Source organism: Sphingomonas sp. PP-CE-1G-424, from assembly GCF_004341085.1.
Taxonomy (GTDB): Bacteria; Pseudomonadota; Alphaproteobacteria; order Sphingomonadales; family Sphingomonadaceae; genus Sphingomonas.
Map to the genome: position 1 here is coordinate 414,347 of NZ_SLXW01000002.1, position 25,423 is coordinate 439,769.

At 66.2% G+C, this 25,423-nt stretch carries 19 protein-coding genes; 9 read left to right on the top strand and 10 right to left on the bottom strand.

The features are described 5' to 3' along the window. Nucleotides 1-356 precede the first annotated feature (356 nt). Nucleotides 357-3,275 (top strand): TonB-dependent receptor, encoded by a 2,919-nt coding sequence (locus C8J43_RS07045; RefSeq protein WP_133030301.1) that lies wholly within the window; start codon nucleotides 357-359, stop codon nucleotides 3,273-3,275. A gap of 113 nt (nucleotides 3,276-3,388) precedes the next feature. Here C8J43_RS07045 and C8J43_RS07050 read toward each other — a convergent pair whose 3' ends face one another. Then, nucleotides 3,389-6,136: a [protein-PII] uridylyltransferase gene (locus tag C8J43_RS07050; protein ID WP_133030302.1), complete on the bottom strand. Its 2,748-nt coding sequence runs from the start codon at nucleotides 6,134-6,136 to the stop codon at nucleotides 3,389-3,391. A 91-nt stretch (nucleotides 6,137-6,227) separates the two neighbouring features. Between C8J43_RS07050 and C8J43_RS07055 the strand changes: the two genes are divergently transcribed. Further along, nucleotides 6,228-7,517, top strand: coding sequence for a homoserine dehydrogenase (locus C8J43_RS07055; RefSeq protein ID WP_133030303.1), 1,290 nt, complete (start codon nucleotides 6,228-6,230; stop codon nucleotides 7,515-7,517). Nucleotides 7,518-7,767: 250 nt separating this feature from the next. Here the strand turns inward: C8J43_RS07055 and C8J43_RS07060 are convergent, their stop codons facing one another. The 5 genes from C8J43_RS07060 to C8J43_RS07080 form a co-directional block, all read right to left on the bottom strand. Next, nucleotides 7,768-8,229 (bottom strand): hypothetical protein, encoded by a 462-nt coding sequence (locus tag C8J43_RS07060; RefSeq protein WP_121904271.1) that lies wholly within the window; start codon nucleotides 8,227-8,229, stop codon nucleotides 7,768-7,770. A 15-nt stretch (nucleotides 8,230-8,244) separates the two neighbouring features. Further along, the gene (locus tag C8J43_RS07065; protein WP_121904270.1) at nucleotides 8,245-8,673 is read right to left on the bottom strand and encodes a hypothetical protein; all 429 of its coding nucleotides are present in this window, start codon (nucleotides 8,671-8,673) and stop codon (nucleotides 8,245-8,247) included. Nucleotides 8,674-8,680: 7 nt separating this feature from the next. Continuing rightward, complete coding sequence (locus tag C8J43_RS07070) at nucleotides 8,681-9,034, bottom strand: hypothetical protein (RefSeq protein ID WP_133030304.1); 354 nt, start codon at nucleotides 9,032-9,034, stop codon at nucleotides 8,681-8,683. A gap of 54 nt (nucleotides 9,035-9,088) precedes the next feature. Continuing rightward, nucleotides 9,089-9,532 (bottom strand): CoA-binding protein, encoded by a 444-nt coding sequence (locus C8J43_RS07075; RefSeq protein ID WP_133030305.1) that lies wholly within the window; start codon nucleotides 9,530-9,532, stop codon nucleotides 9,089-9,091. Nucleotides 9,533-9,630: 98 nt separating this feature from the next. Beyond that, nucleotides 9,631-10,581 carry an Mrp/NBP35 family ATP-binding protein gene (locus tag C8J43_RS07080; RefSeq protein ID WP_121904679.1) on the bottom strand — a complete coding sequence of 317 codons (951 nt, stop codon included), beginning with the start codon at nucleotides 10,579-10,581 and terminating at the stop codon, nucleotides 9,631-9,633. 70 nt (nucleotides 10,582-10,651) lie between these two features. On the opposite strand from C8J43_RS07080, the gene C8J43_RS07085 reads away from it, so the two are divergent. From C8J43_RS07085 to C8J43_RS07105, 5 genes are all read left to right on the top strand, one after another. After that, on the top strand, nucleotides 10,652-11,785 hold the full coding sequence (locus C8J43_RS07085; RefSeq protein ID WP_121904267.1) for a protease modulator HflK: 1,134 nt from the start codon (nucleotides 10,652-10,654) through the stop codon (nucleotides 11,783-11,785). After that, a complete protein-coding gene (locus tag C8J43_RS07090; RefSeq protein WP_243645459.1) occupies nucleotides 11,782-12,648 on the top strand; it encodes a protease modulator HflC in 867 nt (288 codons plus the stop codon). The genes C8J43_RS07085 and C8J43_RS07090 overlap by 4 nt, the downstream gene beginning before the upstream one ends. Before the next feature lie 102 nt (nucleotides 12,649-12,750). Continuing rightward, a complete protein-coding gene (locus C8J43_RS07095) occupies nucleotides 12,751-14,307 on the top strand; it encodes a Do family serine endopeptidase (RefSeq protein ID WP_133030306.1) in 1,557 nt (518 codons plus the stop codon). Between the two features lie 110 nt (nucleotides 14,308-14,417). Then, nucleotides 14,418-16,061, top strand: a complete 1,644-nt coding sequence (locus tag C8J43_RS07100) for a helicase HerA-like domain-containing protein (protein WP_133030307.1) — start codon at nucleotides 14,418-14,420, stop codon at nucleotides 16,059-16,061. A 173-nt stretch (nucleotides 16,062-16,234) separates the two neighbouring features. After that, nucleotides 16,235-17,479 carry a M20 family metallopeptidase gene (locus tag C8J43_RS07105; protein WP_133030308.1) on the top strand — a complete coding sequence of 415 codons (1,245 nt, stop codon included), beginning with the start codon at nucleotides 16,235-16,237 and terminating at the stop codon, nucleotides 17,477-17,479. A gap of 146 nt (nucleotides 17,480-17,625) precedes the next feature. Here the strand turns inward: C8J43_RS07105 and C8J43_RS07110 are convergent, their stop codons facing one another. Continuing rightward, the gene (locus C8J43_RS07110) at nucleotides 17,626-18,738 is read right to left on the bottom strand and encodes a serine hydrolase (RefSeq protein WP_165899565.1); all 1,113 of its coding nucleotides are present in this window, start codon (nucleotides 18,736-18,738) and stop codon (nucleotides 17,626-17,628) included. A gap of 114 nt (nucleotides 18,739-18,852) precedes the next feature. Then, nucleotides 18,853-20,430: an L-aspartate oxidase gene (gene nadB / locus C8J43_RS07115; RefSeq protein WP_133030309.1), complete on the bottom strand. Its 1,578-nt coding sequence runs from the start codon at nucleotides 20,428-20,430 to the stop codon at nucleotides 18,853-18,855. A gap of 299 nt (nucleotides 20,431-20,729) precedes the next feature. On the opposite strand from nadB, the gene C8J43_RS07120 reads away from it, so the two are divergent. Next, on the top strand, nucleotides 20,730-21,998 hold the full coding sequence (locus tag C8J43_RS07120) for an ROK family transcriptional regulator (protein WP_243645460.1): 1,269 nt from the start codon (nucleotides 20,730-20,732) through the stop codon (nucleotides 21,996-21,998). Between the two features lie 206 nt (nucleotides 21,999-22,204). Beyond that, on the top strand, nucleotides 22,205-23,101 hold the full coding sequence (locus C8J43_RS07125; protein WP_133030310.1) for an ROK family protein: 897 nt from the start codon (nucleotides 22,205-22,207) through the stop codon (nucleotides 23,099-23,101). 12 nt (nucleotides 23,102-23,113) lie between these two features. Here C8J43_RS07125 and C8J43_RS07130 read toward each other — a convergent pair whose 3' ends face one another. Both C8J43_RS07130 and C8J43_RS07135 read right to left on the bottom strand, forming a co-directional pair. Continuing rightward, nucleotides 23,114-24,571, bottom strand: coding sequence for a carboxylesterase family protein (locus C8J43_RS07130; protein WP_133030311.1), 1,458 nt, complete (start codon nucleotides 24,569-24,571; stop codon nucleotides 23,114-23,116). After that, nucleotides 24,571-25,338 (bottom strand): GDSL-type esterase/lipase family protein, encoded by a 768-nt coding sequence (locus C8J43_RS07135; RefSeq protein WP_133030312.1) that lies wholly within the window; start codon nucleotides 25,336-25,338, stop codon nucleotides 24,571-24,573. Before C8J43_RS07135 ends, C8J43_RS07130 begins: the two co-directional genes overlap by 1 nt. Nucleotides 25,339-25,423: the final 85 nt, after the last annotated feature.

A 25,423-nucleotide genomic window follows, 5' to 3' on the forward strand; every position in this document is an offset into this window, starting at 1 on the left:
GGGCGACGGGAGCGTCCAGCTGGTCGCCGTCGCGGCGATCCGCAGGGCCGGCGTCACGGCCGCACCCATGTTTCGCTGCCAAACATATCGTGCGCTGTCTGTCACCTGCGGCGGGCTTGAGCCGGCGCGTCGGTCTGCTCCGAGGTCGCTAGGTAACGCCATGTAACGCCGCCGGACAAAACGTTGCAATTTGAAACTAGGGTTTGGCCGCTGCCACGGTGTGGCGGTTTGGAGACACGATCTTCGAAAATCTATTTCCGTATGCGGAAATCACTAGACGCGCAGGGCGTAATCTCTCTACCAATGCTCCAAACCATAAGTTCGAAAACATTCGAACACATCAGGAGAGAGTGCCGATGCGTATGATCGCATATCTGTTGTCCGCTGCTGCGACTGCGGCCATTGTAACACCGGCACTCGCGCAGCAGGCGACCTCAACCGTCGAGGCGCAGGCCACGCCATCGCAGGGAACGGCGAACGCATCGGTCGCAGGCCAGACCAACGCGGCGACGGATGCCGACACGACGCGTGCGGCCAGCGCGGCAACCGATGCCGACGCCGGCGTCAACGCGAGTGACATCGTCATTACCGCGACCCGCCGTTCCGAGCGCCTGTCGAACGTGCCGATCGCGGTCTCGGCAGTCGGTCAGGAAGCGCTGCAGAATTCAGGCGGCAGCGACATCCGCTCGCTCAACCAGCTTGCCCCATCGTTGCTCATCTCGTCGACCGGTAACGAATCGAACGCGTCCGCGCGTATTCGCGGAATCGGTACGGTCGGCGACAATCCCGGCCTCGAAAGCTCGGTCGCTGTCTTCATCGACGGCGTCTATCGCAGCCGCACCGGCGTCGGTCTCAACGAACTGGGCGAGATCGACCGCGTCGAGGTTCTGCGCGGTCCGCAAGGCACGCTGTTCGGTCGCAACGCCTCCGCGGGTCTCATCAACATCATCACCCGCTCGCCCGAGTTCGACTGGCACGGCAACGCCGAGGCGACCTATGGCAATTACGATCAGAAGCGCCTCGCCGGCGGCATCACCGGTCCGCTGATCGCTGACAAGCTCGCCTTCCGCGTCGACGGTGTCTTCGTGAAGCGTGACGGTTTCTACAAGAACGTCACGGCGGCGAACGGCAGCGAAAGCCGCGTCAACGACCGCGATCGCTATTTCGTCCGTGGGCAGCTGCTGTTCAAGCCGACCGAGACCTTGAGCTTCCGCCTGATTGGCGACTATTCGCACCGCAAGGAAAGCTGCTGCGGCGCGGTCTATTACAACCAGGTCGAAACGACCGATCCTACGCCGACCGCAGCCGGCGTCGCGCCGTTCTTCGGAACCGTCAACACCGACGGCGCGGTGGTCAACAACGCCACCAACCGCATCGTCGATATCCTGCGTCGGCAGGGCGCGGCGTTCCCGCTCGCCGGCAACAGGCCCGATCCGTTCAACCGCGATGTCGCGATCACGCCGGGTCAGACGTTCCGGAATACAACCAAGGATTATGGCGGCTCGTTGCAGGCCGATTGGGATCTCGGCGGCGCCACGCTGACGTCGATCACGTCGTATCGCCAATACAAGTCGGGCAATGCCGGCGATGTCGATTACACCAACGTCGACCTCACGCACCGCGCGGGCGACGGCAACGCGTACCGCCAGTTCAAGACCTTCACGCAGGAAGCGCGTCTGCAGGGCTCGCTGTTCAACGATAAGCTCGACTGGCTGGTCGGCGGCTTCTACTCGAACGAGAAGCTTAAGCTGGTCGATAACGTTGTCTTCGGCGCGCAATATGGGCAATTCGCTGCCTGCCGCCTCGTCGCGACGGTCAGCCCGGTTGCCGCGCTCCAGAACCAGAACAATCCGGGCTGCATGAGCGCCGCTGGACGCGCAACGATTGGCGGCGCCTTTGGCCCGGCAGGTGGCCTGATCACGTCGGCACTCGATCGTCTGACCGGCGGTCCAGGACTTGGCGGCGGCGTGAACAACGTTGGCGACTCGGGCTCGATCTATCGCCAGAAAAGCGAGAATTATGCGTTCTTCACGCACAACATCCTGCATCTGACCGATACGTTGTCGCTGACCGGCGGTCTTCGCTACACGCATGAAACCAAGAAGTTCAACGCGAAGTTCAACAACAACAACACGGTTTGCCCGATCCAGCAGGCGGCACTCGCGCCGCTGACACAGTCGCAGAGCGGCGCCACGGCGTTTGCGCAGGGTATCGTCACGTTGACGTGCACGGGTAACTCCAGCCCCGCACTCAACGCCCTGAACCTGAACGACAGCTTCGGCGACGGCGAATTCACCGGCACGGCGGTCCTGTCGTGGAAGCCGTTCACCAAGTTGCTGACCTATGCGTCCTACGCCAAGGGCTACAAGGCGGGTGGCTACAATCTCGATCGATCGGATCTTGGCGGTGTAAACGGTGTGCTGACACCACGCACCAACGCCGACGCGCCCGGCCTGCGTTTCAACGCCGAGAAGGTGAACAATTACGAGATCGGTGCGAAGTTCAACACGCGTGGGTTCACCTTTAACGTCGCCGCATTCCGTGAAGAGTTCACCGACTTCCAGCTCAACACCTTCAACGGCTCGATCTTCGTCGTTCAGAACATCGAGGCGTGTAAGGACAATCTCAATGGGCTCGACAGGGACAACGGCTTCAACCCCGTTACTGGTGCGCAGACCGGGACATGCCCGACGAACCGCTCGAAGAAGCCGGGCGTGATCTCGCAGGGCGTCGAGCTGGAAGCGACGATGTCGCCGATCAAGCAGGTTACGTTCACCGCAGGCTATACCTATGCCGACACGCACTTCCGTAAGAACCTGATCGGCAGCTCGACCACCGGCGAGGCACTCGACCGGGCACTCTTCCTGCTGCCGGGCAGCCAGCTGTCGAACGCACCCAAGAACGTCGTCACTACGTCGTTTGCCTGGACTCCGGATATCGGTGCCAACGGCATGTCGGGGCTGTTCTACGTCGATAGCCGCCTGTCGTCGGACTACAACACCGGCTCCGATCTGGCGCCCGAGAAGAAGCAGGATGGTTTTGCCGTCGTCAACGCGCGTGTCGGTCTGCGCGGCAAGGACCAGGTCTGGGCGCTCGAATTCTGGGCGCAGAACGTGTTCAACAAGAACTACATCCAGGTCGCGTTCAACACGCCGTTCCAGGGTGCGGGGTCTTCGGCCAACGTTGCAGCCTATGGCGGCACTGGCAACGCGCTTTACTCGGCGTTCCTCGCCGAGCCACGCACCTACGGCCTGACGCTGCGCTCGCGCTTCTGATCGCCTGACTGAATGAAAAGCCGGCCCGCAGTTCGCTGCGGGCCGGCTTTTCCGTGCTTGAGCTCCCTGAAAACCCTTTGTTCTCGTGCGTTCGCAGGAGAACCGGAAGCGCGCTAAGCCGCCAGATCGATCTCTTCGCCCGCCGCGGCTGCCAGTAGCCTTCGCTCCAGCGTCCTCAACCGCGCGGGCTGGGTGATCCGGTCGCCCGTCAGGTCGGTGATGTAGAACGTATCCACCGCGCGCTCGCCGTACGTCGCGACATGCGCGGAGTGGATCGTCACCTTCGACTGGAACAGCGCGTTCGCGAGCTGGTTGAGCAGTGCCGGGCGGTCTCGCGCATTGACCTCGACCACCGTGAACCGGTTCGATGCCTTATTGTCGACCAGCGCATTCGGGACGATGTCGAAGGCCTCCGCCCGCGTGCGGGGCAGGGGCTTCGCCACCAGCCGATCGGCGAGCTTGCCGCGGTTGGCGAGTGCATCCTCGATCGCGGTCTTCAGCCGCGAAAGCTGGCCGGATTCGTCGAACGGCCGTCCGAACGGATCTTGCACAAGGAAATTATCGATCGCCATTCCGTCACGGGTCGTGTGAATCCGTGCATCGATGATGTTGCCCCCAGCGACATGGATCGCACCGGCGATGCGGTAGAACAGCCCAGGGTGATCGGCCGCGTAGATCGTCACCAAGGTCGCGCCACGCCCCGGATAGACGTGTGCGTCGATCGCGAGTTGCGCATCGCCCGTGGTCGCAAGGAAGCGGGCGTTATGCGCCAGCACATCCTCGGGTTCGGCGATCCAATAGGCCTCTGGGAGGCGGTGCACGAGCGTCGCGAAAGTTTCCTCGCTCCAGCCGAGTTCGTCGCGAAGATGTGCCTGCTTGGCCGCGATCCGCTCGGCACGCCCCTTCTGCTTGTGGCCGAGCCGCAAGACCTCCTCCGCGGACTCGTACAGGTCGCCGAGCAACTGGCGCTTCCAGCCGTTCCACACCCCGGGCCCGACCGCCCGGATATCGACGATCGTCAACGTGAGCAGCAGGCGCAACCGCTCCGGGCTCTGCACCACATCGCAGAAATCGAGGATCGTCTTGAAGTCGCTGAGATCGCGCTTGAACGCGGTTGCGGACATCAGCAGGTGCCAGCGCACTAGCCAAGCTACGGTTTCGGTCTCCGCCGGGGTCAGCCCGAAGCGCGGGCACAGCCGCTGCGCCACCTCCGCGCCGAGGATCGAGTGATCGCCGCCGCGCCCCTTGGCGATGTCGTGTAGCAGCACCGCGACATATAGCGCCCGACGCGACACGATCTGCTCGAAGATCGCGCTCGCTAGCGGATGATCCTCCTTGAGCACGCCGCTCTCGATCCGCGCGAGCAGGCCGATCGCGCGAATGGTGTGCTCGTCGACGGTATAGTGATGATACATGTCGAACTGCATCTGCGCGACGACACGCGCGAAATCGGGCACGAAACGGCCGAACACGCCCGCCTCGTTCATCCAGCGCAGCACCAGTTCGGGATCGCGCGGCGAGGTCAGCACGTCGAGAAACAGCGCGTTCGCGGTCGGGCTGGTGCGCACATCGTCGACCAGCTTGGCATCCCGCGCCGCGGCGCGCATCGCCAGCGGGTGGATCTCGACGCCGTGCTTGTCGGCGAGCTGGAAGATCTCGATTAGCCGTTCGGGATCGGCCTGGAAGAAGTCGTCGCTAGGCAGCGCCAGCCGTCCGCGATCGAGCACAAAACCATTGAGCTTCCGCGGCGAACGGCGGATCGTCGGCAAGCCGAAGCGCCGGCCGCGCGCTGCGAACTTCTCGTCGAGATGCGCGAGGAAGACGCCGCTGAGCGTGCCGACGGTTTTTGCCTGCAGGAAGTAGAACTGCATGAAGCGCTCGACCTTCGACTTGCCGGGGCGGTCGGAGAACCGCATCCGGTCGGCGATCTCGCGTTGCAGGTCGAACGTCAGACGGTCCTCCGCGCGGCCGGTGATGCTGTGCAGATGGCAGCGCACCGCCTGGAAGAAATTGTCGGCGCGGTGGAACAGCCGGTATTCGGCCTTGGTGAACAGCCCGACCTCGACCAGTTCGGCGGCGCGCTGGACGTCGTAGATGTATTTGCCGATCCAAAACAAAGCGTGAAGATCGCGCAGGCCGCCCTTGCCCTCCTTGACGTTGGGTTCGACGACATAGCGCGTGTCGCCCATCTTGCGGTGGCGCGCGTCGCGCTCGGCGAGCTTGTCGGCGATGAAGGTGCGCGCAGTGTCCGCCTGAACCTCGGTCTTGAAGCGGTGCGACGCCTGCTCGTACAGTTCGGTATCGCCGCAAACATAGCGTGCTTCGAGAAGCGCGGTGCGGACGGTGACGTCGCTCTTGGCCTGGCGGACCATCTCGTCGAGCGAGCGGCTGGACTGGCCCAGCTTCAGCCCGAGATCCCACAGCGCGTACAGCATCGATTCGATCACGCGCTCGGCCCAGGGCGTCTGCTTGCCGGGGGTGAGGAAGCCGATATCGACGTCCGAATGCGGCGCCATTTCCGCGCGGCCGTAACCACCGACCGCGATCACCGTCAGGCGCTCGCCGATCGTCGGGTTGGGCAGCGGGTACAGCCGCTGCGTGGTGAAATCGAACAGGATGCGGAGCAGCGCGTCGATCAGATACGCTTGCGCCCCTGACGCTTCGAGCCCGCGGGATGGATGTTCGACGAGGCGGCGTTCGACCTCGACCCGGCCTTTATCAAGCGCGGCCTTCAGAAGCGTGGTCGCTTCGCGGCGTAGCGCGGTGGGGTCGACCCCCTCCAGCGCGGCAATCGTTTCGGCGACGGCGCGGCGATCGATGATCGTGCGACGGTTGGGGAGGTGATCGAAGCGGCCGGACATAGCGCCCAGATAGGGGCGCCGCGCGCGTGCGTCATCAGGATTGCGCAAACGCCCGCCGAAACGTAACCGGACGCGCGAGTGGAGGACGAAAATGAGCGAACCATTGCGCGTGGCCCTTGCGGGGCTGGGAACCGTCGGCGGCGGTGTGATCCGATTGCTGAATGCGAACCGCGAGTTGATTGCACGGCGGGCAGGTCGCGAGATTGAGATCGTCGCGGTTTCCGCGCGTGATCGCGGCAAGGATCGCGGCGTCGATCTGTCGCGGTTCGCGTGGGTCGATGACACGACCGCACTGGCGAAACAGCCGGGCGCGGATGTCGTGGTCGAACTGATCGGCGGATCGGACGGCCCCGCGTTGACCTTGGCGCGCAGCACGCTGGCGGCCGGGCGTAACTTCGTTACCGCGAACAAGGCGATGATCGCGCATCACGGGCTCGAACTCGCGCAGGCTGCCGAAGGGGCAGGCGTTGCGCTGAAGTTCGAGGCGGCGGTCGCGGGCGGCATTCCGGTCATCAAGGGGCTGCGGGAAGGTGCTGCGGCGAACGAAATCGCCCGCGTTTACGGGATCCTCAACGGTACCTGCAATTTCATCCTTTCGAAGATGGAATCGGAGGGCCGCGATTTCGCCGAGGTGCTGGCGGAAGCGCAGGCCTTGGGGTTTGCCGAGTCCGATCCGAGTTTCGACATCGACGGCGTTGATGCGGCGCACAAGCTGTCGATCCTCGCGGCGGTCGCGTTCGGGACTCAGCCGGCGTTCGACGACGTTGCGATCAGCGGCATTCGGCATCTGCTAGGCGCGGATATCGCCGAAGCAGCGGCGCTCGGGTATCGCGTGCGGCTGTTGGGGCTGGCCGAAGCGGGCGCGGAAGGCCTGTTTCAGCGCGTCCATCCGCATCTCGTACCGATCGATCACCCGCTCGCGCACGTTACCGGATCGCTGAACGCGGTGGTCGCAGAGGGCAATTTCGTCGGCCGCTTGCTGTTCCAGGGGGCCGGCGCGGGCGATGGCCCGACTGCGAGCGCAGTAGTGGCCGACCTCATCGACATCGCGCGTGGCGAGTTCGGGCCTCCGTTCGCGATGCCAGTGGTCTCGCTTACCGCCGCCCCTAAGGCGGACAGCGGCGAGCGGCGGGGGCGTGCGTATTTGCGGTTCACCGTGGCGGACCGGGTCGGCGTGCTGGCCGAGATCGCGGCCGCTATGCGCGACGCGGGCGTCTCGATCGAGAGCCTGATCCAGCGCGGCGCAATCGCCGATGGCAGCGTGCTGGTGGCGATCGTGACTCACGAGAGCCCGGAACGCTCGATCGCGCAGGCGCTGGAGAAACTGCGGGGGTCGCAGAGTCTCGTGGGCCAGCCGATGTGGATGCATATCCTAGATTGAGGGGAGGGGGCCGGTAATGACCGCCACGCCCGCCTAAAGGCTACCACCCCGGCGGAGGCTGGAGCCCAATCGGAAAGGTCGCAGTAGCGGCCATGCGCCTCGTTACTAACGTCCCCGAATTGGGCCCCGGCCTTCGCCGGGGTGGAGGACAGCTAGGCAACCTCCTCCTTGTCCTCCCGCGAAGGCGGGAGTCCAGACTGGGTCCACGCCTTCGCGGGGCAACATTCTGCTTTTGTCAGCGGAGGCGCCTTTACTTCACCGGCTCATCGAGCACGATCGGCACGCGGTTCGACGTGTCAGGCTTTTTCCGAAACTTTCGCGCGACGTCGCGCACCAGCGCCATCGCATCCTTCCCCTCGCCATTCTCGCAGCAGCTATGGGGATCGATCAGTGCGCCGATGCCGCGGATCAGCACCACCGGCACCGTCAGCAGATCGACCCCGGTGCACCCACCCGGTGGACACACCGGCCCCGCATTGTCGAGCGCGGCACGCGGATCGCCGGTCGGCTGGCGCGGTCGATCCTGCGGCGGGCGTTCTTCGGGTAGCGGCAGGCGTTGCTCGGCCGTCCCCTTGCCGCCGCAGACAATGATTTCGGTCGGGCTCGAACCCGGGCAGGCGGGCGGGTTCAGGATCGACCAGCGCTGCGGCGGGGGAGCGACGATCGGGATGGCAGGCACGGCGGTTTGCAGCAGGATCAGCAGCAGGATCACAGCGTCTCCAAAGCCTTAGTTGACGGTGCCGACGGGGCCGTCGAGGTCGATCGGCACGCGACCAAGCTTGTCCGGTTTCTTCGCCAATGCGCTCTTGATCAGTCCGACTGCCGCCTTTGCGATCGGGGCGATCGGTGGGCCAAAGCCAACCTGGCATCCGCGCTGGCTGGCCGCGCAGGGCGTGCCCTCCAGTTGCAGCGCACGAACGGCGCTGAGCTCGGGATTGGACGCGACCGCACGGTCGGGAGGGCCGCGTTCGTCCGGCAGCGGCAGGCGCGGGCTGTTCGCCGCGGGGCCGCCGCAGACGATGATCTCACTGCCATCCTTTGACGCCGCTGCACATGGATCGGCCAAAATCGAGAAGCGCTCTGGCAGAGGTGTTTGCGTAGACGCAGCCGTTGGTGCGGCTTGCGCGAGCATCGAGAGCAGGACGGTTATGATCATCGGGCCGTCACGGTGCTGTCGGACGCATGCCGCCGGCTTTCACGTCGCCGGAGCCCTCGCCGGGACCGAAGCCAACGGTTGCCCGCACGCCAGCGCTACCCCCGCCTACCAGAAATGGCCCCATATCTTCCATCGGCGTACGCGCATGGACCAACGCTGACCGCTGTTCTGTCACCATATCCCGACGTTCGACGATACGCGTCGCAAGCGGCACACGGAACCGGTCGGCATGTCGCATCCCGCAAACCGTGATATCGGTCTCGTCGGCACTCTGGATACACGGTTTCTCGGCGGCCGTGCGCGCCTTTGCGGTAGCGATCAGCGGGTCCTCGATCAGTATCGACAGCAGCATCGCGAGCATGAGCGCCTCCAACCAGATCCGCAGCCTGGCTGCGATCGGCCGGGGTAGCAAGCGTCATTCGCGGGTGGTTGCGTCAATCTTGGCGACACCAAGCCGTGGAATGTCGATTGCCGGACACCGATCCATCACCACCTTCAGTCCTGCGGCTTCGGCACGTGCGGCAGCGTCTTCGTTAACGACGCCAAGCTGCATCCACACCGCTTTTGCCCCCGCCGCGATGGCCTGGTCGACGGCCTCACCGGCGGCGGTCGAGTTGCGGAAGATGTCGACGATGTCGATCGGATCGCCGAGTTGCGACAGGTCGCGAAAGACGAACTCGCCGTGGATGTGCTCGCCGGTGATCTGCGGATTGATCGGGATCACACGGTAGCCATGCGCCTGGAGCTCGGCCATTACGCCGTAGGAGGGGCGATCGGGGCGGTCGGAGGCGCCGATCAACGCGATCGTGCGCGCGCTCTCGAGCAGGGCCTTGATGTCGGCATCGGCGGTCAACGGCATCGATGCCTCCTGCAAGAAGAAATCTGGTCCGCTCGTACCGCAACTCAACACGTCGGGTACGACCGGTAATCAGACAACGTAGATCAGGCCCGTGGGTTTCACAGTTTCCCGAGCCATGCGACGACCTGAGCCGCAATCGGCATGAACACCGTATCGTCCGGGCTCGAGGCCGGCGGCGTGCCCGCGTCGGAGGCCGTGCGGATCGAGATCGTCAGCGGTACGCGGCCGAGGAACGGGATGCCGAGTTCACGCGCCGCCGCTTCCGCGCCGCCATTGCCGAACGGGTCCGATGCCTCGCCGCAATGCGGGCAGATATAGCCCGCCATGTTCTCGACCAGTCCGATGATCGGGATGCCGGCCTTCTCGAACAGATCGATCGCGCGGCGCGCATCGATCAGCGCGAGATCCTGCGGGGTCGAGACGATCACCGCGCCCGCGGGCCGGTATTTCTGGACCATCGTCAGCTGGACATCGCCGGTACCGGGTGGGAGATCGAGCACGAGCGTATCGGTCACGCCCCAGTCGGCCTCGACCAGCTGGCCGAGTGCCCCCGCCGCCATCGGTCCGCGCCACGCGATAGCCTTGCCCGGCTCGACGAGCTGGCCCATCGACAGCAGCGGTACGCCGTACGGGGTCGGGACCGGATCGAGGATCTTGTCCTTCGCGGTCGGCCGGGTGCCCTCGACGTTCATCAGTCGCGGCTGCGACGGTCCGTAGATATCGGCGTCGACCAGCCCGACGCGGCGGCCCGCACGCGACATCGCGATGGCCAAGTTGGCGGCGAGCGTCGATTTGCCGACGCCACCCTTGCCGCTGGCGACCGCGATCAGCCGGCGGGTCGAGCGTTCCGCAGTGACGGCGATCCGCACCTCGGTCACGCCGGGCTGCGTCGCCGCCATCCGCACGGTGGCCTCCAGTGCATCGCGCGCCTGCGGGTCGAGCCCAGTCGCATCGATGATGATGCCCGCTCGCGTTCCTTCGAGCCGGACGGTCGCCCGCTTGCCCGCTACTGCGGCAACCGCCGCCTTTACGCCTTCGATGTCGATCATCCGCGCCAGATAGGGCCGCCCGGGCCGCTTGGCACTGTTTTTCCGCCAGCGCACACCTATAAAGGTTGGTATGACGATCTTCTCGCGCTGGTTCCGGCGCCCCGATATCCTCGCCACCGAAACACCGAAAGGCCCTTGGGGCGGCTCGGGCGACGACGGTAACAGCGGCCCGCGCAATCCCTGGGCGCAACCTCCAGGTGGCCGCAAGCCTGCCGCCAAGCCGACCGCGCTCGACGAGTTCCTGCGTAAAGCGCGCGGCTCGGGTGGTGGTGGCGGCGGTAATGGTGGCTTTGGCGGCCTGCCGTCGGGGGCCAACGCTCGCGCGCTCTGGGCGATCGGCGTCGCGATCATCGCGGTCGTGTGGATCCTGTTCACCTCGGTCCACCAGATCGGTCCGCAGCAGCGCGGCGTCGTCACCTATTTCGGCAAGTACGCCGGCACGCTCGATCCGGGCGTTCGCCTGACGATGCCCGCGCCGATTTCCGACGTGACGGTGGTCGACGTACAGAAGATCCGCACCGACAATTTCCCGACCGGGGACGGCGAGAATCTGACGCTGACCGGCGACCAGAACATCATCGACCTCGCATATTCGGTGCGCTGGGATATTTCCGATCCACGCGATTACGTGTTCCAGCTCGCGGAGCCGAACGAGACCGTCCGCGCTGCCGCCGAGAGCGCGATGCGCGCAGTGGTCGCGACGACGACGCTCGACCAGGCGATCGGCACCGGTCGTACCGTGATCGAGCAGCGTGTCGCCGACCTGACCCAGCAGATTCTCAATGACTACAAGTCGGGCGTCCGCATCCAGGGCGTCGCGATCAAGCAGGCCGCCGCACCCGCACGGATCGTCGAGGACTTCAACGCGGTCACCGCCGCGCAGCAGGAGGCGATCGCCAACCTCAACCAGTCGCGCTCCTATGCGCAACAGGTTGTCGCGCGCGCGCAGGGCGAGGCCGCGTCGTTCGACAAGGTCTACGAGCAGTACAAGCTCGCGCCTGAAGTGACGCGTCGCCGCATGTATTATGAGACGATGGAGGCGGTGCTCGCCAAGAGCGACAAGACGATCGTCGAGACGCCGGGCGGGGTGGTGCCGTATCTGCCGCTGTCGAACGCCAAGCGCCTACCGAATCCCGAGGTAGTCACGCCAGCGCCCGCCGCTGCCGCCGCGGCACCTCAAGCTCAGCCTGGAGCTGCCCAGTGAACGCCGTGAGTTTCCGTAACCCGATCGTCGCCGGGATCATCGCCCTGTTGCTGGTGATCCTCGCCGCATCAACCTTCGCGATCGTGCCCGAGACCAAGCAGGCGGTGATCCTGCGGTTCGGCCAGCCGATCCGCACCGTCAACGCGTGGCAGCCGAACACGCAGTTCGGCCAGACCGGTGCGGGCCTGATCGCGCGCATTCCGTTCGTCGATCGGATCGTCTGGATCGACAAGCGCGTGCAGGATCTTGAGCTGGACAATACGCTGGTGCTGTCGACCGACCAGCTCCGGCTCGAGGTCGACGCCTATGCGCGTTACCGGATCGTCGATCCGCGCAAGATGCGTAACGCGGTCGGTAGCGAGGACCGGATCCCCGATCAGCTTCGTCCGATCCTCGGCTCGGCGCTGCGCAACGAACTCGGCAAGCGGCGTTTCGTCGAACTGCTGAGTCCCGAACGTTCGGAACTGATGGACAATATCCAGAAGGGTCTCCAGCGCGTCGCCAGCCAGTACGGTGTCGAGATCGTCGACGTCCGCATCAAGCAGGCGAACCTGCCCGTCGGCTTGCCGCTCGAAAGCGCCTTGAAGCGCATGTCGAGCGCCCGTCAGCAGGAGGCGATCACGATCCGTGCCGAAGGCCAGAAGCAGGCGCAGATCGTCCGTGCTCAGGCCGACGCGGATTCGGCGAAGATCTATGCCGAGAGCTTCGGCAAGGACGCCGATTTCTACGACTTCTACCGAGCGATGCAGTCGTATCGCCACACGTTCGGCGCGGATGGCGGTCCGGCACCCGAAGGATCGACCTCGATCATTCTTTCGCCGAACAACAGCTATTTGCGGGAATTCGAGGGCCGCGGGCGTTGAGCCTGCGGAACCTTTGAACGCCCGTTCATATTCAAGCATCATTCAGAACGGTGTCCCTACGGGATACCTGTTTCGATTGATGAAACGAGAGGACAACATCTAGTGCGTTACGCCTACGCCATTACCAGTGCTCTTCTCCTCGGCGGCGCGACCGCGACGCTCGCGCTCCAGCCAAGCGGCGCGCAGGTCGCGCAGAACGAACCCGGTGCGATCCAGGCGGTCTCGCCGAAACCCGGCGCGCCGATGAGCTTCGCCGACATGGTCGCGCGTCTTCAGCCCGCGGTCGTCAACATCTCGACCAAGCAGACGATCGTCCAGAAGCAGCAGGCCAATCCATTTGCGGGCACACCGTTCGGGGACCTGTTCGGCGGCATGGGCGGCGGTGGCCAGGGCGGCGCGCCGGTGAAGCGCGAAGGCGCCTCGCTCGGTTCGGGCTTCCTGATCTCGCCGGACGGCTATATCGTCACGAACAACCACGTGATCTCGCCGGGCGCGCAGGGCGCGACAGTCGATTCGATCACCGTGACGCTCAGCGACAAGAAGGAATATGTCGCCAAGGTTATCGGCAAGGATCAGGATTCTGATCTCGCGCTGCTCAAGATCGACGCGGCGAACCTGCCGTTCGTGAAGTTCGGCGATTCGAACGGCGCACGCGTCGGCGATTGGGTGGTCGCGATCGGCGAGCCATTCGGCCTTGGCGGTACGGTCACGGCGGGCATTGTCTCGGCGATCAACCGCGTGACCGGTCAGGGCGGCGCGTATGACCGCTTCATCCAGACCGACGCGTCGATCAACCAGGGCAACTCGGGCGGCCCGATGTTCGATCTCAACGGCAACGTGATCGGCGTGAACTCGCAGATCTTCAGCCAGTCGGGCGGCAATATTGGCATCGGCTTCGCGATCCCCGCCGCCGTTGCCAAGCCGATCATCGCCACCTTCATGAAGGGCGGCACGATCGAACGCGGTTACATCGGCGTGCAATTGGGTCGCAGTGGCCCGATCGACGAGGATACGGCGGCAGCGCTCGGCATCGCCAAGAACTCGGGCGAGCTGATCAACGACGTGACCGCGGGCGGTCCTTCGGCGAAGGCTGGCGTACGTGCCGGTGACGTCGTGACCAAGGTCAACGGTACGCCGGTGACCGCCGAACAGTCGCTGTCCTACCTTGTCTCGAACGTGAAGCCGGGTCAGACCGCGCGTCTCGACGTCCTGCGTAATGGCAAGCCGGTGGTCGCGAACGTGATCGTGGTCCCGCGGCCGAGCGCAGACAAGCTGGCGGCTGTGGTCGGCGGCGATGCGCAGGGCTTCGGTACCGACGATGGCGACGATGGCGACGATTCCGCCACCCCCGCCGCACCCGTAGCCGGGGCCGCACTGGGGATCGGTGTCCAGCCGCTGACCCCGGCGATCGCGCAGGCGGTTGGCGTCGAGGCGGGCACGCAGGGTGTCGTGATCGCGGTGGTCGCGCAGACCAGCGATGCGTTCGGCAAGCTCAAACGCGGCGACGTCATCATCTCGGTCAACGGCACGCCCGTGCGCACCGCGGTCGACGTCCAGAACGCGGTCAACGTCGCCAAGTCCGCAGGTCGCCCGCAGGTCCTGTTGCAGGTCAAGCGTGGACGCACGCCTGCGCAGTTCCTGCCGGTCAAGATCAAGTAATCCACGACCGACACGACTGATCCAAAGGACCGTCGCTCGCCTGAGCGGCGGTCCTTTTTCTTTGCGGCGCGCGGGGTTAGGGTCGGCGCCGGATACAGAGGACGAGACCCATGACCGACGGCATCTTCATCGGCGCGAGCGTGGACGGGAAGCCGCAGACGCTCGAACTGAAGCGCGCCAACCGCCACGGTTTGATCGCGGGCGCGACCGGCACCGGCAAGACGGTGACGTTGCAGGGGATCATCGAGGGCTTCTCGGCGAACGGCGTGCCGTGCTTCGTCGCCGACGTGAAGGGCGACCTGTCCGGCCTCGCCATGGCCGGCTCGCCGACCGCGAAGACGCACGCGACCTTCGCCGAGCGCGCGAACGCGATCGGTGACGAGAACTGGGCCTATGCCGACAACCCGGTCCAGTTCTGGGACCTGTTCGGCGAGCAGGGTCATCCGATCCGCACCACGATCAGCGAGATGGGCCCGCTGCTGCTGTCGCGGCTGATGGACCTCAACGAGGTGCAGGAGGGCGTGCTGACGATCGCCTTCCACGTCGCCGACAAGGAGGGGCTCCTGCTGATCGATCTCGACGATCTCCAGGCGATGCTCACCGAATGTGCCGGCCGCGCGGACGAGCTGACGGTGACATACGGCAACGTGTCGAAGCAATCGATCGGCGCGACCCAGCGCTCGCTGCTCCAGCTGCGCACGCAGGGCGCGGAGAATTTCTTCGGTGAGCCGGCGCTCGAGATGAACGACTTCATCGGCGTCGACGACAAGGGGCGGGGGATTGTCAACATCCTCGCCGCGGACAAGCTGATGGCCTCGCCGAAACTGTACGCGACGTTTCTGCTGTGGCTGATGAGCGAACTGTTCGAGCATCTCCCCGAGATCGGCGATCCCAACAAGCCGGTGCTGTGCTTCTTCTTCGACGAGGCGCATCTGCTGTTCGATGAGGCGCCCAAGGCGCTGCTGGAGAAGATCGAACAGTTCGTCCGCCTGATCCGCTCGAAGGGCGTCGGCGTGTACTTCATCACGCAGAACCCGATCGATGTTCCCGACACGGTTGCGGGCCAGCTCGGCAACCGCGTCCAGCATGCGTTGCGCGCGTTCACCCCGCGTGATCAGGCCGCGGTGCGCTCGGCAGCGGAGACGTTCCGCGCGAATCCCGGCGTCGACGTCGCGACGATCATCACCGAGCTGAAGGTCGGCGAGGCACTGGTGTCGTTGCTTCAGGCGGATGGCGCACCGACCCCGGTCGAACGCACGCTGATCAAGCCGCCCGCCTCGCGCGTCGGGCCGATCACGCCGGCCGAGCGCAAGGTGATGATCGAGACCGATGCGGTCGGGGCGAAGTACGACACGCTGGTCGATCGGGAGTCAGCGGAGGAATTGCTGGCCGCGAAGACGCAGGAGGCAAGCGCCGCGGCGGCGGAGGCTAAGGCGACGACCGAGGCGGATAAGGCCGCGGCGGCGCAGGCGAAGCTCGATGCAAAGGCTGCGAAAGAAGCGGAACGCGCTCGCATTGCGGACCAACGCGAGGCGGACCGCCAGCAGCGCGAGGCCGACCGCGAGGCGGCGAACTCGCCCTGGACCAAGATGGCATCGTCGGCGACACGCGCGGCAAGTTCGTCGATTGGGCGGCAGGTAGCGAACGAGATCGGCAAGCAAGTCTTTGGCACCAAGTCCCGCCGGTCGTCGTCGAGCGGTGGTCTGGTCGGCACGGTACTGCGCGGGGTTTTAGGCGGGCTGTTCCGGGGGTAGACTGCCCTCATGATCAGGGGCCGAGCCGCCCCCCAAACAAACACACCACCCCGGCGGAGGCCGGGGCCCAATTGGGGAACGGAGGTAACGTCGCACGGCGCTTCGTTGCATCGACCTTTCCAATTGGGCCCCGGCCTTCGCCGGGGTGGAAGCCAGTTTTCAAGGAGTCAGACATGTCCCTCGATTTCGAATCCACTACCGACTGGGCCCCGACCGACTGGACCGCCATTGGCGAGGACAGCCTCGACGAAGCCATCACCCTTCGCCGTGCGATCCACGCGGACCCCGAAGTCGGCCTCCATTGCCCGCGCACCTCGGACAAGGTGAAGGCCGCGCTCGCTGGGCTCCCGCTCGAAATCCGAGAGGGCACCTCAACCACCGGCTTCGTCGCGATCCTGCGTGGCGGGCGCGCTGGCAATGCTGGTGGCAACGGGCGCACGGTACTCCTCCGCGGCGACATGGATGCGCTGCCGATGCAGGAGGAAACCGGCCTCCCGTTCGCCTCCAAGATCGACGGCGCGATGCACGCCTGCGGGCATGATTCGCATACCGCCATGCTCGTCGGCGCGGCCAAGGCGCTGTGCGCACGGCGGGACGAACTGCCTGGCACGGTCGTGTTCATGTTCCAGCCGGGCGAGGAGGGGCATCACGGCGCGCGCCACATGATCGCCGACGGCTTGCTCGACTCACCCCTGCCGGAGGCGGGCTTCGCGCTCCACATCTCGCCCAACATGCCGATGGGGCATGTCGTCAGCCGCGCAGGCACGCTGATGGCCTCTACCGATACGTTGCGTGCGACGATCACCGGCCGCGGCGGCCACGCCGCTATGCCGCACGACTGCCTCGATCCGCTGCCGATCGCCTGCGAAATCGTTACGGCCCTGCAGACCTATGTCGCGCGTCAGGTCGCGGTTACCGACCCCGCAGTGCTGTCGATCACCAAGCTTAACGCCGGCTCCGCACACAACGTCATCCCGTCGACCGTCGAGATGCTTGGCACGATGCGGACGCTGTCGGAGCGCACTCGCGAGCAGGTCCGCGCGGCGTTCATCCGCATGGTCGAGGGTATCGCCGCCGCACACGGCGCGGTCGGTGCGCCGACGATCGAGGAAGGCTATCCGGTCACCGTCAACGACGAACGCGCGACCGATCTGATGAAGGCGTGCGCGACCGCGATTGGCGGCGAGGGCGCGTATCAGGTGATGCCGCCGATGATGGGCGCGGAGGACTTCTCGTACGTCCTCCAGAAGCTGCCCGGGGCAATGGCGTTCATTGGTGCCGCGCCCGAGGGTAGCGATCCGCGTACCAACCCGCCGTTGCATAATACCAAGATGACGATCGACGAACGCGTCATGGCGCACGGCATTGCGATGCACTGCGCGGTGGCGGAGCGGTTCCTCGCAAACGGCTTCGACTGAGGCTCGCCGAAAAGGGGAAGTCGCCCTTCTTACGTCATCCTGACGAAAGTCAGGACCCAGAGCCAACTACGGTATCGCCCGTGATCCTGGGTCCTGACTTTCGTCAGGATGACGTAGATAATTGGGATGCGCTCAGAATATCTGCTTCAGTGCAGCGGGCGGGTGGTTCCGGCGTAGTGGGCGACTGCGGCTGCGGCCTGTTGGATCAGGCGCTGGCGTTCGGGCATTGGCCGGATCGTATCCCCGATCATTACCGCGATCGCATAGCGGCGTCCGTCCGGCGCGGTCAGCAGGCCGACATCGTTGAAGCCGGCGTTGCGGCGGCCGAGGTCCTGGCCGGTGCCGGTCTTGTGCGCGATCTCCCAGCCGCCGGGGAGCGCCGCGCGCAGACGAGCGCGGCCTGTCACCGAACGCCCCATCGTATCGAGGAGGATCTTGGTCGAGGTCTCGGACAGGATATCCCCCTTCGCCAGCCGCGCGATCGCGTCGGCAATCGCGATCGGTGCGGCGCCATCGGGTGGATTGCGGACATACGCATTCAGCGCCGCCTCGCGCGCGGCGGGCGACAGCCGATTGCGCGCAGTCAGGAAGCCGCCATTGACCGCGTAGGACGGCTGCCAGATCAGCCCCGCCGTACCACTCTGAAGCAGCCGTTCGCCCGGACCGAAGCGGATTGCACCAAGCTGTTTCCGTGCGATCATCGACCGTACCGCGGACGGCCCGCCGACCCGCGTGAGCAGCCGGTCGTTCGCCGTATTGTCGCTATGCGTCAGCGCGCGGGTGAGAAGGTCGCCAACAGTGGTGCGATAGCCGTCGCCCTTGACGAGCATCGCGATCGGCTGGTGAAATAGAGTCAGGTCCTGGGGGCGGACGACGATCGGTTCGTCGAGGCGCAGCTTGCCCTGATCGCGCAGGTCCATCACGGTCAGCGCCACCCAGAGCTTGCTGACCGATTGCTGCGGCAGGAGCTGGCGCCCGCCGGCTTCGACCGTCCAGCCATCGTCGACCGCGCGGATGGCGATGCCTGCCTTGCCCTGGAAACCGCTGTGCAGCTCGGAGATCGCGTTGACGAGGCTGAGCGGAGCGGGGCGCAGAGCGCGGGGCAGTGGCGGCGGCACCGGGATCGAGACGAACCCCTCGGACTGGTGCATCGGTCCGACCGCGGGAGGGCTTGGCCGCGAGGCCGATCCGCAACCGGCGAGCGCCGCGCCGAACAGCGAGGTTACCAGAAGACGCTTGAACGCACTCGCCGATGTCATGATGGAACGCCCTGCACTGAAGCACCGACCCTTATCCGTTGATCCGCCACGTGAAACTGCGGCAGCACGTCGCTGCGACGAAGCGCGCCGACGATGCGCCGAGCCGCCGTCATCCTATGGAACGAGAACCGTATCGACCGCCTCCGGCAGGGTTTCGGGGTAGTCGAGCGTGAAATGCAGCCCGCGGCTCTCGTGCCGATGCAGCGCGGATCGGACGATCAGTTCGGCGGTCTGGAGCAGGTTGCGCAGTTCGATCAGGTCGGGCGTGACGCGGAAATGCTGGTAATATTCGGCGACCTCGTCGTTGAGCAGTTCGATGCGGTGCTTGGCGCGTTCGAGCCGCTTGGTGGTGCGGACGATGCCAACGTAATTCCACATGAAGCGGCGGATCTCGGTCCAGGTCTGCTTGATCACGACCTCTTCATCGGAATCGGTGACGCGGCTTTCGTCCCACGGGCGGATCGGCGGGGGCGGGGGCAGCGAGTCCCACGCGGCTGCGATGCTGTCCGCCGCCGCCTCGCCGAACACGAAGCATTCGAGGAGCGAATTGGACGCGAGCCGGTTGGCACCGTGCAGGCCGGATTCGGTACATTCTCCCGCCGCGTACAGCCCGGGCAGATCGGTCTTGCCGTGCTCGTCGATGACGATGCCGCCGCAGGTGTAATGCTGCGCCGGGACAACCGGGATCGGCTGCGTGGTCATGTCGATGCCGAGACCGAGCAGCTTCTCGTGGATATTCGGGAAATGGTGTCGGATGAACTCGGCCGGCATGTGACTGATGTCGAGATGGACGTAGTCGAGCCCGTAGCGCTTGATCTCGGCGTCGATCGCGCGCGCGACGATATCGCGGGGGGCGAGCTCCATCCGCACAGGGTCGTAATAGGTCATGAAACGCTTGCCGGTCGACGGGTTGATCAGCCGCCCGCCTTCACCGCGGACCGCCTCGGTGATCAGGAAATTTTTGACCTCCAGATTGTAGAGGCAGGTCGGGTGGAACTGCATCATCTCCATGTTGGAGACGCGGGCGCCCGCGCGCCATGCCATCGCGATGCCGTCGCCGGTCGCGCCGCGGGGGGCGGTCGAGAACAGGTAGGTGCGTCCTGCGCCGCCCGTTGCGAGGATCGTCGCGCGCGCGGTGTAGAGGGCGACGCGCTCGGTCTTGCGGTCGACCGCGTAGACGCCCCAGACGTTGCCGGATCCCGAATAGCGTTCCTCGTGACGGCCGGTGGCGAGGTCGATCGCGATCTGGTCGGGGACGAGCGTGATGTTCGGATGTGCTTCGGCGGCCTTCTGGAGCGCTTCCTGCACCGCCCAGCCGGTCGCGTCGGCGACATGGACGATGCGGCGATGCGAGTGGCCGCCCTCGCGAGTCAGGTGGAGCGCGTTGCCCTCGGTCTCGAACGGCACGCCGAGATGCGTCAGGCGTTCGATCGCCGCGGGGGCGCCCTCGACGACCATCTCGACGATCGCGCGGTCATTGAGGCCTGCGCCGGCGACCATCGTGTCCTCGACATGGTTCTCGAACGTGTCACCGGGTTCGAGCACCGCGGCGATCCCCCCTTGCGCCCAGGCGGTCGAGCCTTCGTTGAGCGCACCCTTGGCGAGCACGGTGACCTTGAAGCGCTCCGCCAGGTTTAGCGCCGCGGTAAGCCCGGCGGCGCCCGAGCCGACGATCAGGACGTCGCTATTCATGGTGGCAGAGCCTCGACGTAAGTGGTGATAGGCGCGCGCGGCGGCGCGGCGCGAAAAGACGATCCTGCATTCGCCCGATGTGGCACAAAATACCGGGTTCAGGACAGCAGATAGGACGGGTCGTGCGAGAAAACTGTGACGCCTCAACCGATTGAGTCGACGGCAGCGAAACGCCAGTCCCGATCGACGGCGAAACCGACGATAGCCGGCTTTGACCCGCTGCGATTTGGGCGTCAGGCTGCGATCGGTATGGTCCGGGGATCGAATCTCCGCGCAACCGACCGGAACGGGCGAAGCATGTGACGAAGAACAAGGAACTGGGCTCGGGCGCGCCGGGAAAGTCGGCGGCGGTCGATCGCGGCGCGCGGCTTGGCGATCGCGGCGCGCGGCTTGGCATCAGTCTTTCGGGAACCAACCTCGAACGCGCGGGCGACTACAACCAGCGGACCGTGCTGCAGGTGATCCGCGTGAGCGGCGAGGCGAGCCGGACCGATCTCGCCACGATCACCGGGCTGACCGCGCCGACGATCGCCAACATCACGCGGCGGCTCCTCGAGGCGGGGCTGATCAGCGACGCGGGGCGGCGGCAGGGCGCGCGCGGTCAGCCCGCGGCGCAGCTCGTGATCAATCCGGCGGGCGGCTTTTCGGTCGGGATCAATATCGACCGTGACCACATCACGATCGTGTCGCTCGACCTCGCGGGGACGGTCCTGACGCGCGCGACGCGTGAAATCGCGTTCGCGATGCCCGAAGTGGTCTCGGCTTGGCTGCGCGACGAGATCGCCGCGATCCGAGCCTCCGACCTGATCGACGAGGCACGCCTGCTGGGAGTTGGCGTCGCGATGCCCGACGACTTGGGGCGGGTGCCGTTTCCGCATCGTCCCGCCGCGTATGAGGGGTGGGACGACGTCGACGTCGTCGCGCTCGTCGGGGCGATCGCGCCCTGGCCGGTCTATGTCGACAACGATGCCGCAGCGGCGGCGATCGGCGAGGCGCAATTCGGATCGGGGATGGTGCTACCGAGCTTCTTCTACGTCTTGGTCAGCGCGGGGCTGGGCGGCGGACTGGTGATCGACGGGAATTACTTCCGTGGCGCCGGCGCGCGCAGCGGCGAGATCGGTTTCATGCCCGACATGACCAAGCGTGCCCAAGGCCGTACGGTACAGGAAACGGTGTCGCTGTCCGCGCTCTACGACCGGCTGGAGGCGGGGGGCTGCGACATTGCGGGGGTCGGCGCGCTCACCGGTGACGATCCAGCCGTGACGGCAATCGTCGCCGACTGGGTCGAGGATGCGGCGCAATCGCTGATCGCGCCGCTGATCGCGGTGAGTTGCCTGGTCGATCCCGGTGCGGTCCTGATCGGGGGACGGTTGCCCGGGCCTTTGGTCGATGCGCTGGTCGAGCGGCTCAACGCGATGCTGGAAAAATCGGCGTTGCCATCGGCGGCGCGGGTGATGCGCGCCGCGATGTCGGACGATGCGCCCGCGATCGGCGCGGCGATCCTGCCGTTCCTCCACCATATCCTTCCGTCGGACGCCATCTTGATGCAGGCCGGCCGCTCCGGCTGAAACGATTAACGCAATTTAACTTTTTAATTCGATGGTGCTTGGCTAGATTGGTCTCACACGTGCCGCTGCGACTGGGCGACGGTGGGAGCGATTGGCATCGGCGGTTCTGATCGCAGCGAAGCCCCTGTGCCTCTTTTACCGAGAGACGCTGCACTCCCCCCTCCGGTTTCGACGTCGCCGACGGCGTTCGATGGGAGAGGCGATCGATGGTTCAGATTGGTATTGATTTCGGCGGGACGAAGATCGAGGCCGCGGCGCTCGACGAGGGCGGCCAGTTCCTCAGCCGTCTTCGCGTGCCCAACCCGGGCGATTACGATCGCGCGGTGCGCGACGTCCGCGAACTCGTTCTCGCAGTCGAGGCGGAAGCCGGCGCGCCGGGCACGATCGGGATCGGCACGCCAGGATCGATCTCGCCGCGCACCGGCCTGATGCGCAACGCCAATTCGCTCTATCTCAACGGCCGCACGTTCCGCGAAGACCTGGAAACCGCGATGGAGCGACCGGTGCGGATGGCGAACGATGCCAATTGCCTGGCGCTATCGGAGGCGGTCGATGGCGCCGCAGCGGGTGCGCGATCGGCGTTCGCGATCATCGTCGGGACCGGCTGCGGCGGCGGACTGGTGATCGACGGGCGGATCGTCGAGGGCGCGAACGGGATTGCCGGCGAATGGGGCCATGTCCCGCTGCCGTGGCCGACGGGAGTCGAGGTGCCGGGGCCTGCGTGCTGGTGCGGCCAGCATGGCTGCCTGGAAAGCTGGGTGTCGGGGACGGGGTTCCGTCGCGATTATGAGAGCGTCACGGGGCAGGCGCTCGACGGCGCGGCGATCATCGCTGCGGCGCGCGCCGGCGACGCGGGCGCGAGTGCGACGCTCGATCGCTACATCGACCGCCTGGGTCGCGCGCTCGCGCTGATCGCGAACCTGGTCGATCCGGATTGCTTCGTGCTCGGGGGCGGCATGTCGAACGTCGTGGAGATCTACGATCGGCTTCCCGCGGTGGTGCGCAGCCACACGTTCTCGGATGGCTGGGACGCGAAGATCGTCCAGGCGGTGTGGGGCGACAGCAGCGGGGTCCGCGGCGCCGCGCGGCTCTGGCCAGCCTGACGCCGTTCGACGTCAGGGCGCGGCGCGCAGTCCGCAGACCGCGCCGCGCAGATCGTTGCCGGGCTGCGGACCGCCGTTGACGAAACCGAGATACGTCTTGCTCGCCAGATCGTAGCGTTCCCAGGTCGGCAGTCCGGCTGCGTTCGGGGTGCCGGTGCGCGCGAAGGCGAGCCAATAGGCCTGCATCGGCGGCGCGCCCGGTTCGAGTTCGTCGCTGCCCGCCATCACGTAGCGGATCTCGCTGCCATGCGTCACCGGCTTGGCGTCGGGGGCGGTATAGTCGAACTGGTACTGCCAGACGGGCTGGCCTGCGCGGGTTCGCTCGGCTGCGATGGTTGTCACCGGGCAGCGGAAGGTGATGTCGTTCGACAGGATCAGGTCGAGATCGCCCATCCGCGGATCGGCGACCGGGATCGTGTCCACGCCATATGCTCGCCGCGCGAGGCCGGCGTTGCGCCCGAACGCGTCCGCGATCGCCTCGCTGGCGCGCGATACGCCGCCGTGGAGCGTCAGTTCGCGCGCATTGTTACCGACGATCAGCGGGGCGGGGTTGCCGCCTTTCGCCAGGGTCTCGGCCGGCGTTTCGGTGAGGACGCGGCCGTCGACGATCGCCTGGAGCCAGATGAAGCTCTTGTCAGCGAGACCGGGAACGTCGACCGTCTCGGTCGCGGCGATCAGGCGTGCGACGGGGAGCGCGCGGAGCGCGGCGGCGGTCTGCGCGATGCCGGCCTTTGCCGCGATCATGGTGCCGAGGCGTTCGTTCTCGGCGAGGCTGCGCGGCGGCGTGCCGAAGCCGGGCGTGCCGCTTTCTTCGATCGCCTTGGCGAACAGTCTGCGCGAGCCGGGGCTGAGTAAATGCAGGCCGACGTCCATCGCACCGGCGCTTTCGCCGAACAGCGTGACGTTGGCGGGATCGCCGCCGAAGGCTGCGATGTTGGCGCGGACCCAGCGGAGTGCCGCCTGCTGGTCCATCAGCCCGTAATTGCCCGAGGCGCCGCCGCCTTCGCGGGTGAGCGCAGGGTGCGACATAAAGCCGAGCGCGCCGAGCCGGTACTGGATGCTGACGAGCACGACGCCCTTGCGGACCATGCCCGACTGGATCGTGCCCGCGCCGCCGCCCGCATAGTTCGAGCCGCCGTGGATCCAGACCATCACAGGCAGCGGCCTGGCGGGTTTGGGATCGGGCGTCGCGATCTCGAGATAAAGGCAGTCCTCGCTCGCGAAACTGGCCGCCTGGGTGTTCCAGCCGCGATCGACCTGTGGGCAAGATGGCGCAGACGCGATGGCGTCGCGGGTAGTCTGCCAAGTGCGGACCGGCTGCGGTGGCTTCCAGCGGAGCGGCCCCGTCGGCGGCGCGGCGTAGGGAATGCCGCGGTAGAGCTGGCGACCATCCGCAGTCACCTCGCCGCGCACCGCGCCGCGGTCGGTGGAGACGATTGCGGTCGATAGGGCTAGCGCGGCGAGCAGCATCAGCGGGCGATCATCGCGCGGGTCGGGGCGGGGTGCGACAGCGCCGCCTTGAACGCGCGTTCGGCGACCGGTGCCATCACCGCATACCCGGCCACCGTCGGGTGGACGTGATCCGACGAGAGCCCCTCGCGCATCCCCAGCGTGCCGGGCGCGACCAGCGCGGACCAGTAATCGGCATAGGTCGAGCCGGTCGCCGCCGCATAGGATTTGAGCCACGCGTTCATCGCGACGATCTTGCTGCCGGTATCGAGCCCCGGCCGCCACGGATAGCGATCCGCGGGCGGGATCGAGGCAAGGATCACGCGGATGCCGTTGGCCTGTGCGAGTTCGGTCATCGCGCGGATGTTGGCCTTGCTCTCGTCGGGCGTCATCGGTCCGGTATTGAACGCGATGTCGTTGGTGCCGGCCATGATCTGCACCACGGCGGGCTTGAGCGCGATGACGTCGGCGGGGAAGCGGACCAGCATCTGCGGCGTGGTCTGCCCGCCGATGCCGCGGCCGATCCGGCCGGGCGTGAAGAACGTCGGAATGTGATCGAACCAGCCCTGCGTGATCGAGTCGCCGATCAGGACGATGCGGGGTTGCCCGGCGACGGGGGCGGGGAGAGCGGCGTTCGCGTCGCGGTAACGGCCGACCCACGCCCAGTCGGTGTGCAGCCGGTCCTCGGCTTCCTTCGCCGATTTCTGCTCGGGCGTCGGGTCGGCGGCGAAGACGGGGAACGCCACGGCGACGGCGAGCGCAGCGAGCAACAGATGGGTCGGTTTCATCGGGTCATCCTATCGGGTCGGCGGTCACCGGAGCGCATCGGGTGGTCCTGCGCCGCCGCCGCTGCCGGGGCTACAAGCAAGGCGA

What these genes read in the sequence shown, in the direction of transcription:
- C8J43_RS07045 (WP_133030301.1), top strand. Translation starts at nt 357, where the DNA reads ATGCGTATGATCGCATATCTGTTGTCCGCTGCTGCGACTGCGGCCATT.
- C8J43_RS07050 (WP_133030302.1), bottom strand. Translation starts at nt 6,136, where the DNA reads ATGTCCGGCCGCTTCGATCACCTCCCCAACCGTCGCACGATCATCGAT.
- C8J43_RS07055 (WP_133030303.1), top strand. Translation starts at nt 6,228, where the DNA reads ATGAGCGAACCATTGCGCGTGGCCCTTGCGGGGCTGGGAACCGTCGGC.
- C8J43_RS07065 (WP_121904270.1), bottom strand. Translation starts at nt 8,673, where the DNA reads ATGATCATAACCGTCCTGCTCTCGATGCTCGCGCAAGCCGCACCAACG.
- C8J43_RS07070 (WP_133030304.1), bottom strand. Translation starts at nt 9,034, where the DNA reads ATGCTCGCGATGCTGCTGTCGATACTGATCGAGGACCCGCTGATCGCT.
- C8J43_RS07075 (WP_133030305.1), bottom strand. Translation starts at nt 9,532, where the DNA reads ATGCCGTTGACCGCCGATGCCGACATCAAGGCCCTGCTCGAGAGCGCG.
- C8J43_RS07080 (WP_121904679.1), bottom strand. Translation starts at nt 10,581, where the DNA reads ATGATCGACATCGAAGGCGTAAAGGCGGCGGTTGCCGCAGTAGCGGGC.
- C8J43_RS07085 (WP_121904267.1), top strand. Translation starts at nt 10,652, where the DNA reads ATGACGATCTTCTCGCGCTGGTTCCGGCGCCCCGATATCCTCGCCACC.
- C8J43_RS07100 (WP_133030307.1), top strand. Translation starts at nt 14,418, where the DNA reads ATGACCGACGGCATCTTCATCGGCGCGAGCGTGGACGGGAAGCCGCAG.
- C8J43_RS07105 (WP_133030308.1), top strand. Translation starts at nt 16,235, where the DNA reads ATGTCCCTCGATTTCGAATCCACTACCGACTGGGCCCCGACCGACTGG.
- C8J43_RS07110 (WP_165899565.1), bottom strand. Translation starts at nt 18,738, where the DNA reads ATGACATCGGCGAGTGCGTTCAAGCGTCTTCTGGTAACCTCGCTGTTC.
- nadB (WP_133030309.1), bottom strand. Translation starts at nt 20,430, where the DNA reads ATGAATAGCGACGTCCTGATCGTCGGCTCGGGCGCCGCCGGGCTTACC.
- C8J43_RS07125 (WP_133030310.1), top strand. Translation starts at nt 22,205, where the DNA reads ATGGTTCAGATTGGTATTGATTTCGGCGGGACGAAGATCGAGGCCGCG.
- C8J43_RS07130 (WP_133030311.1), bottom strand. Translation starts at nt 24,571, where the DNA reads ATGCTGCTCGCCGCGCTAGCCCTATCGACCGCAATCGTCTCCACCGAC.
- C8J43_RS07135 (WP_133030312.1), bottom strand. Translation starts at nt 25,338, where the DNA reads ATGAAACCGACCCATCTGTTGCTCGCTGCGCTCGCCGTCGCCGTGGCG.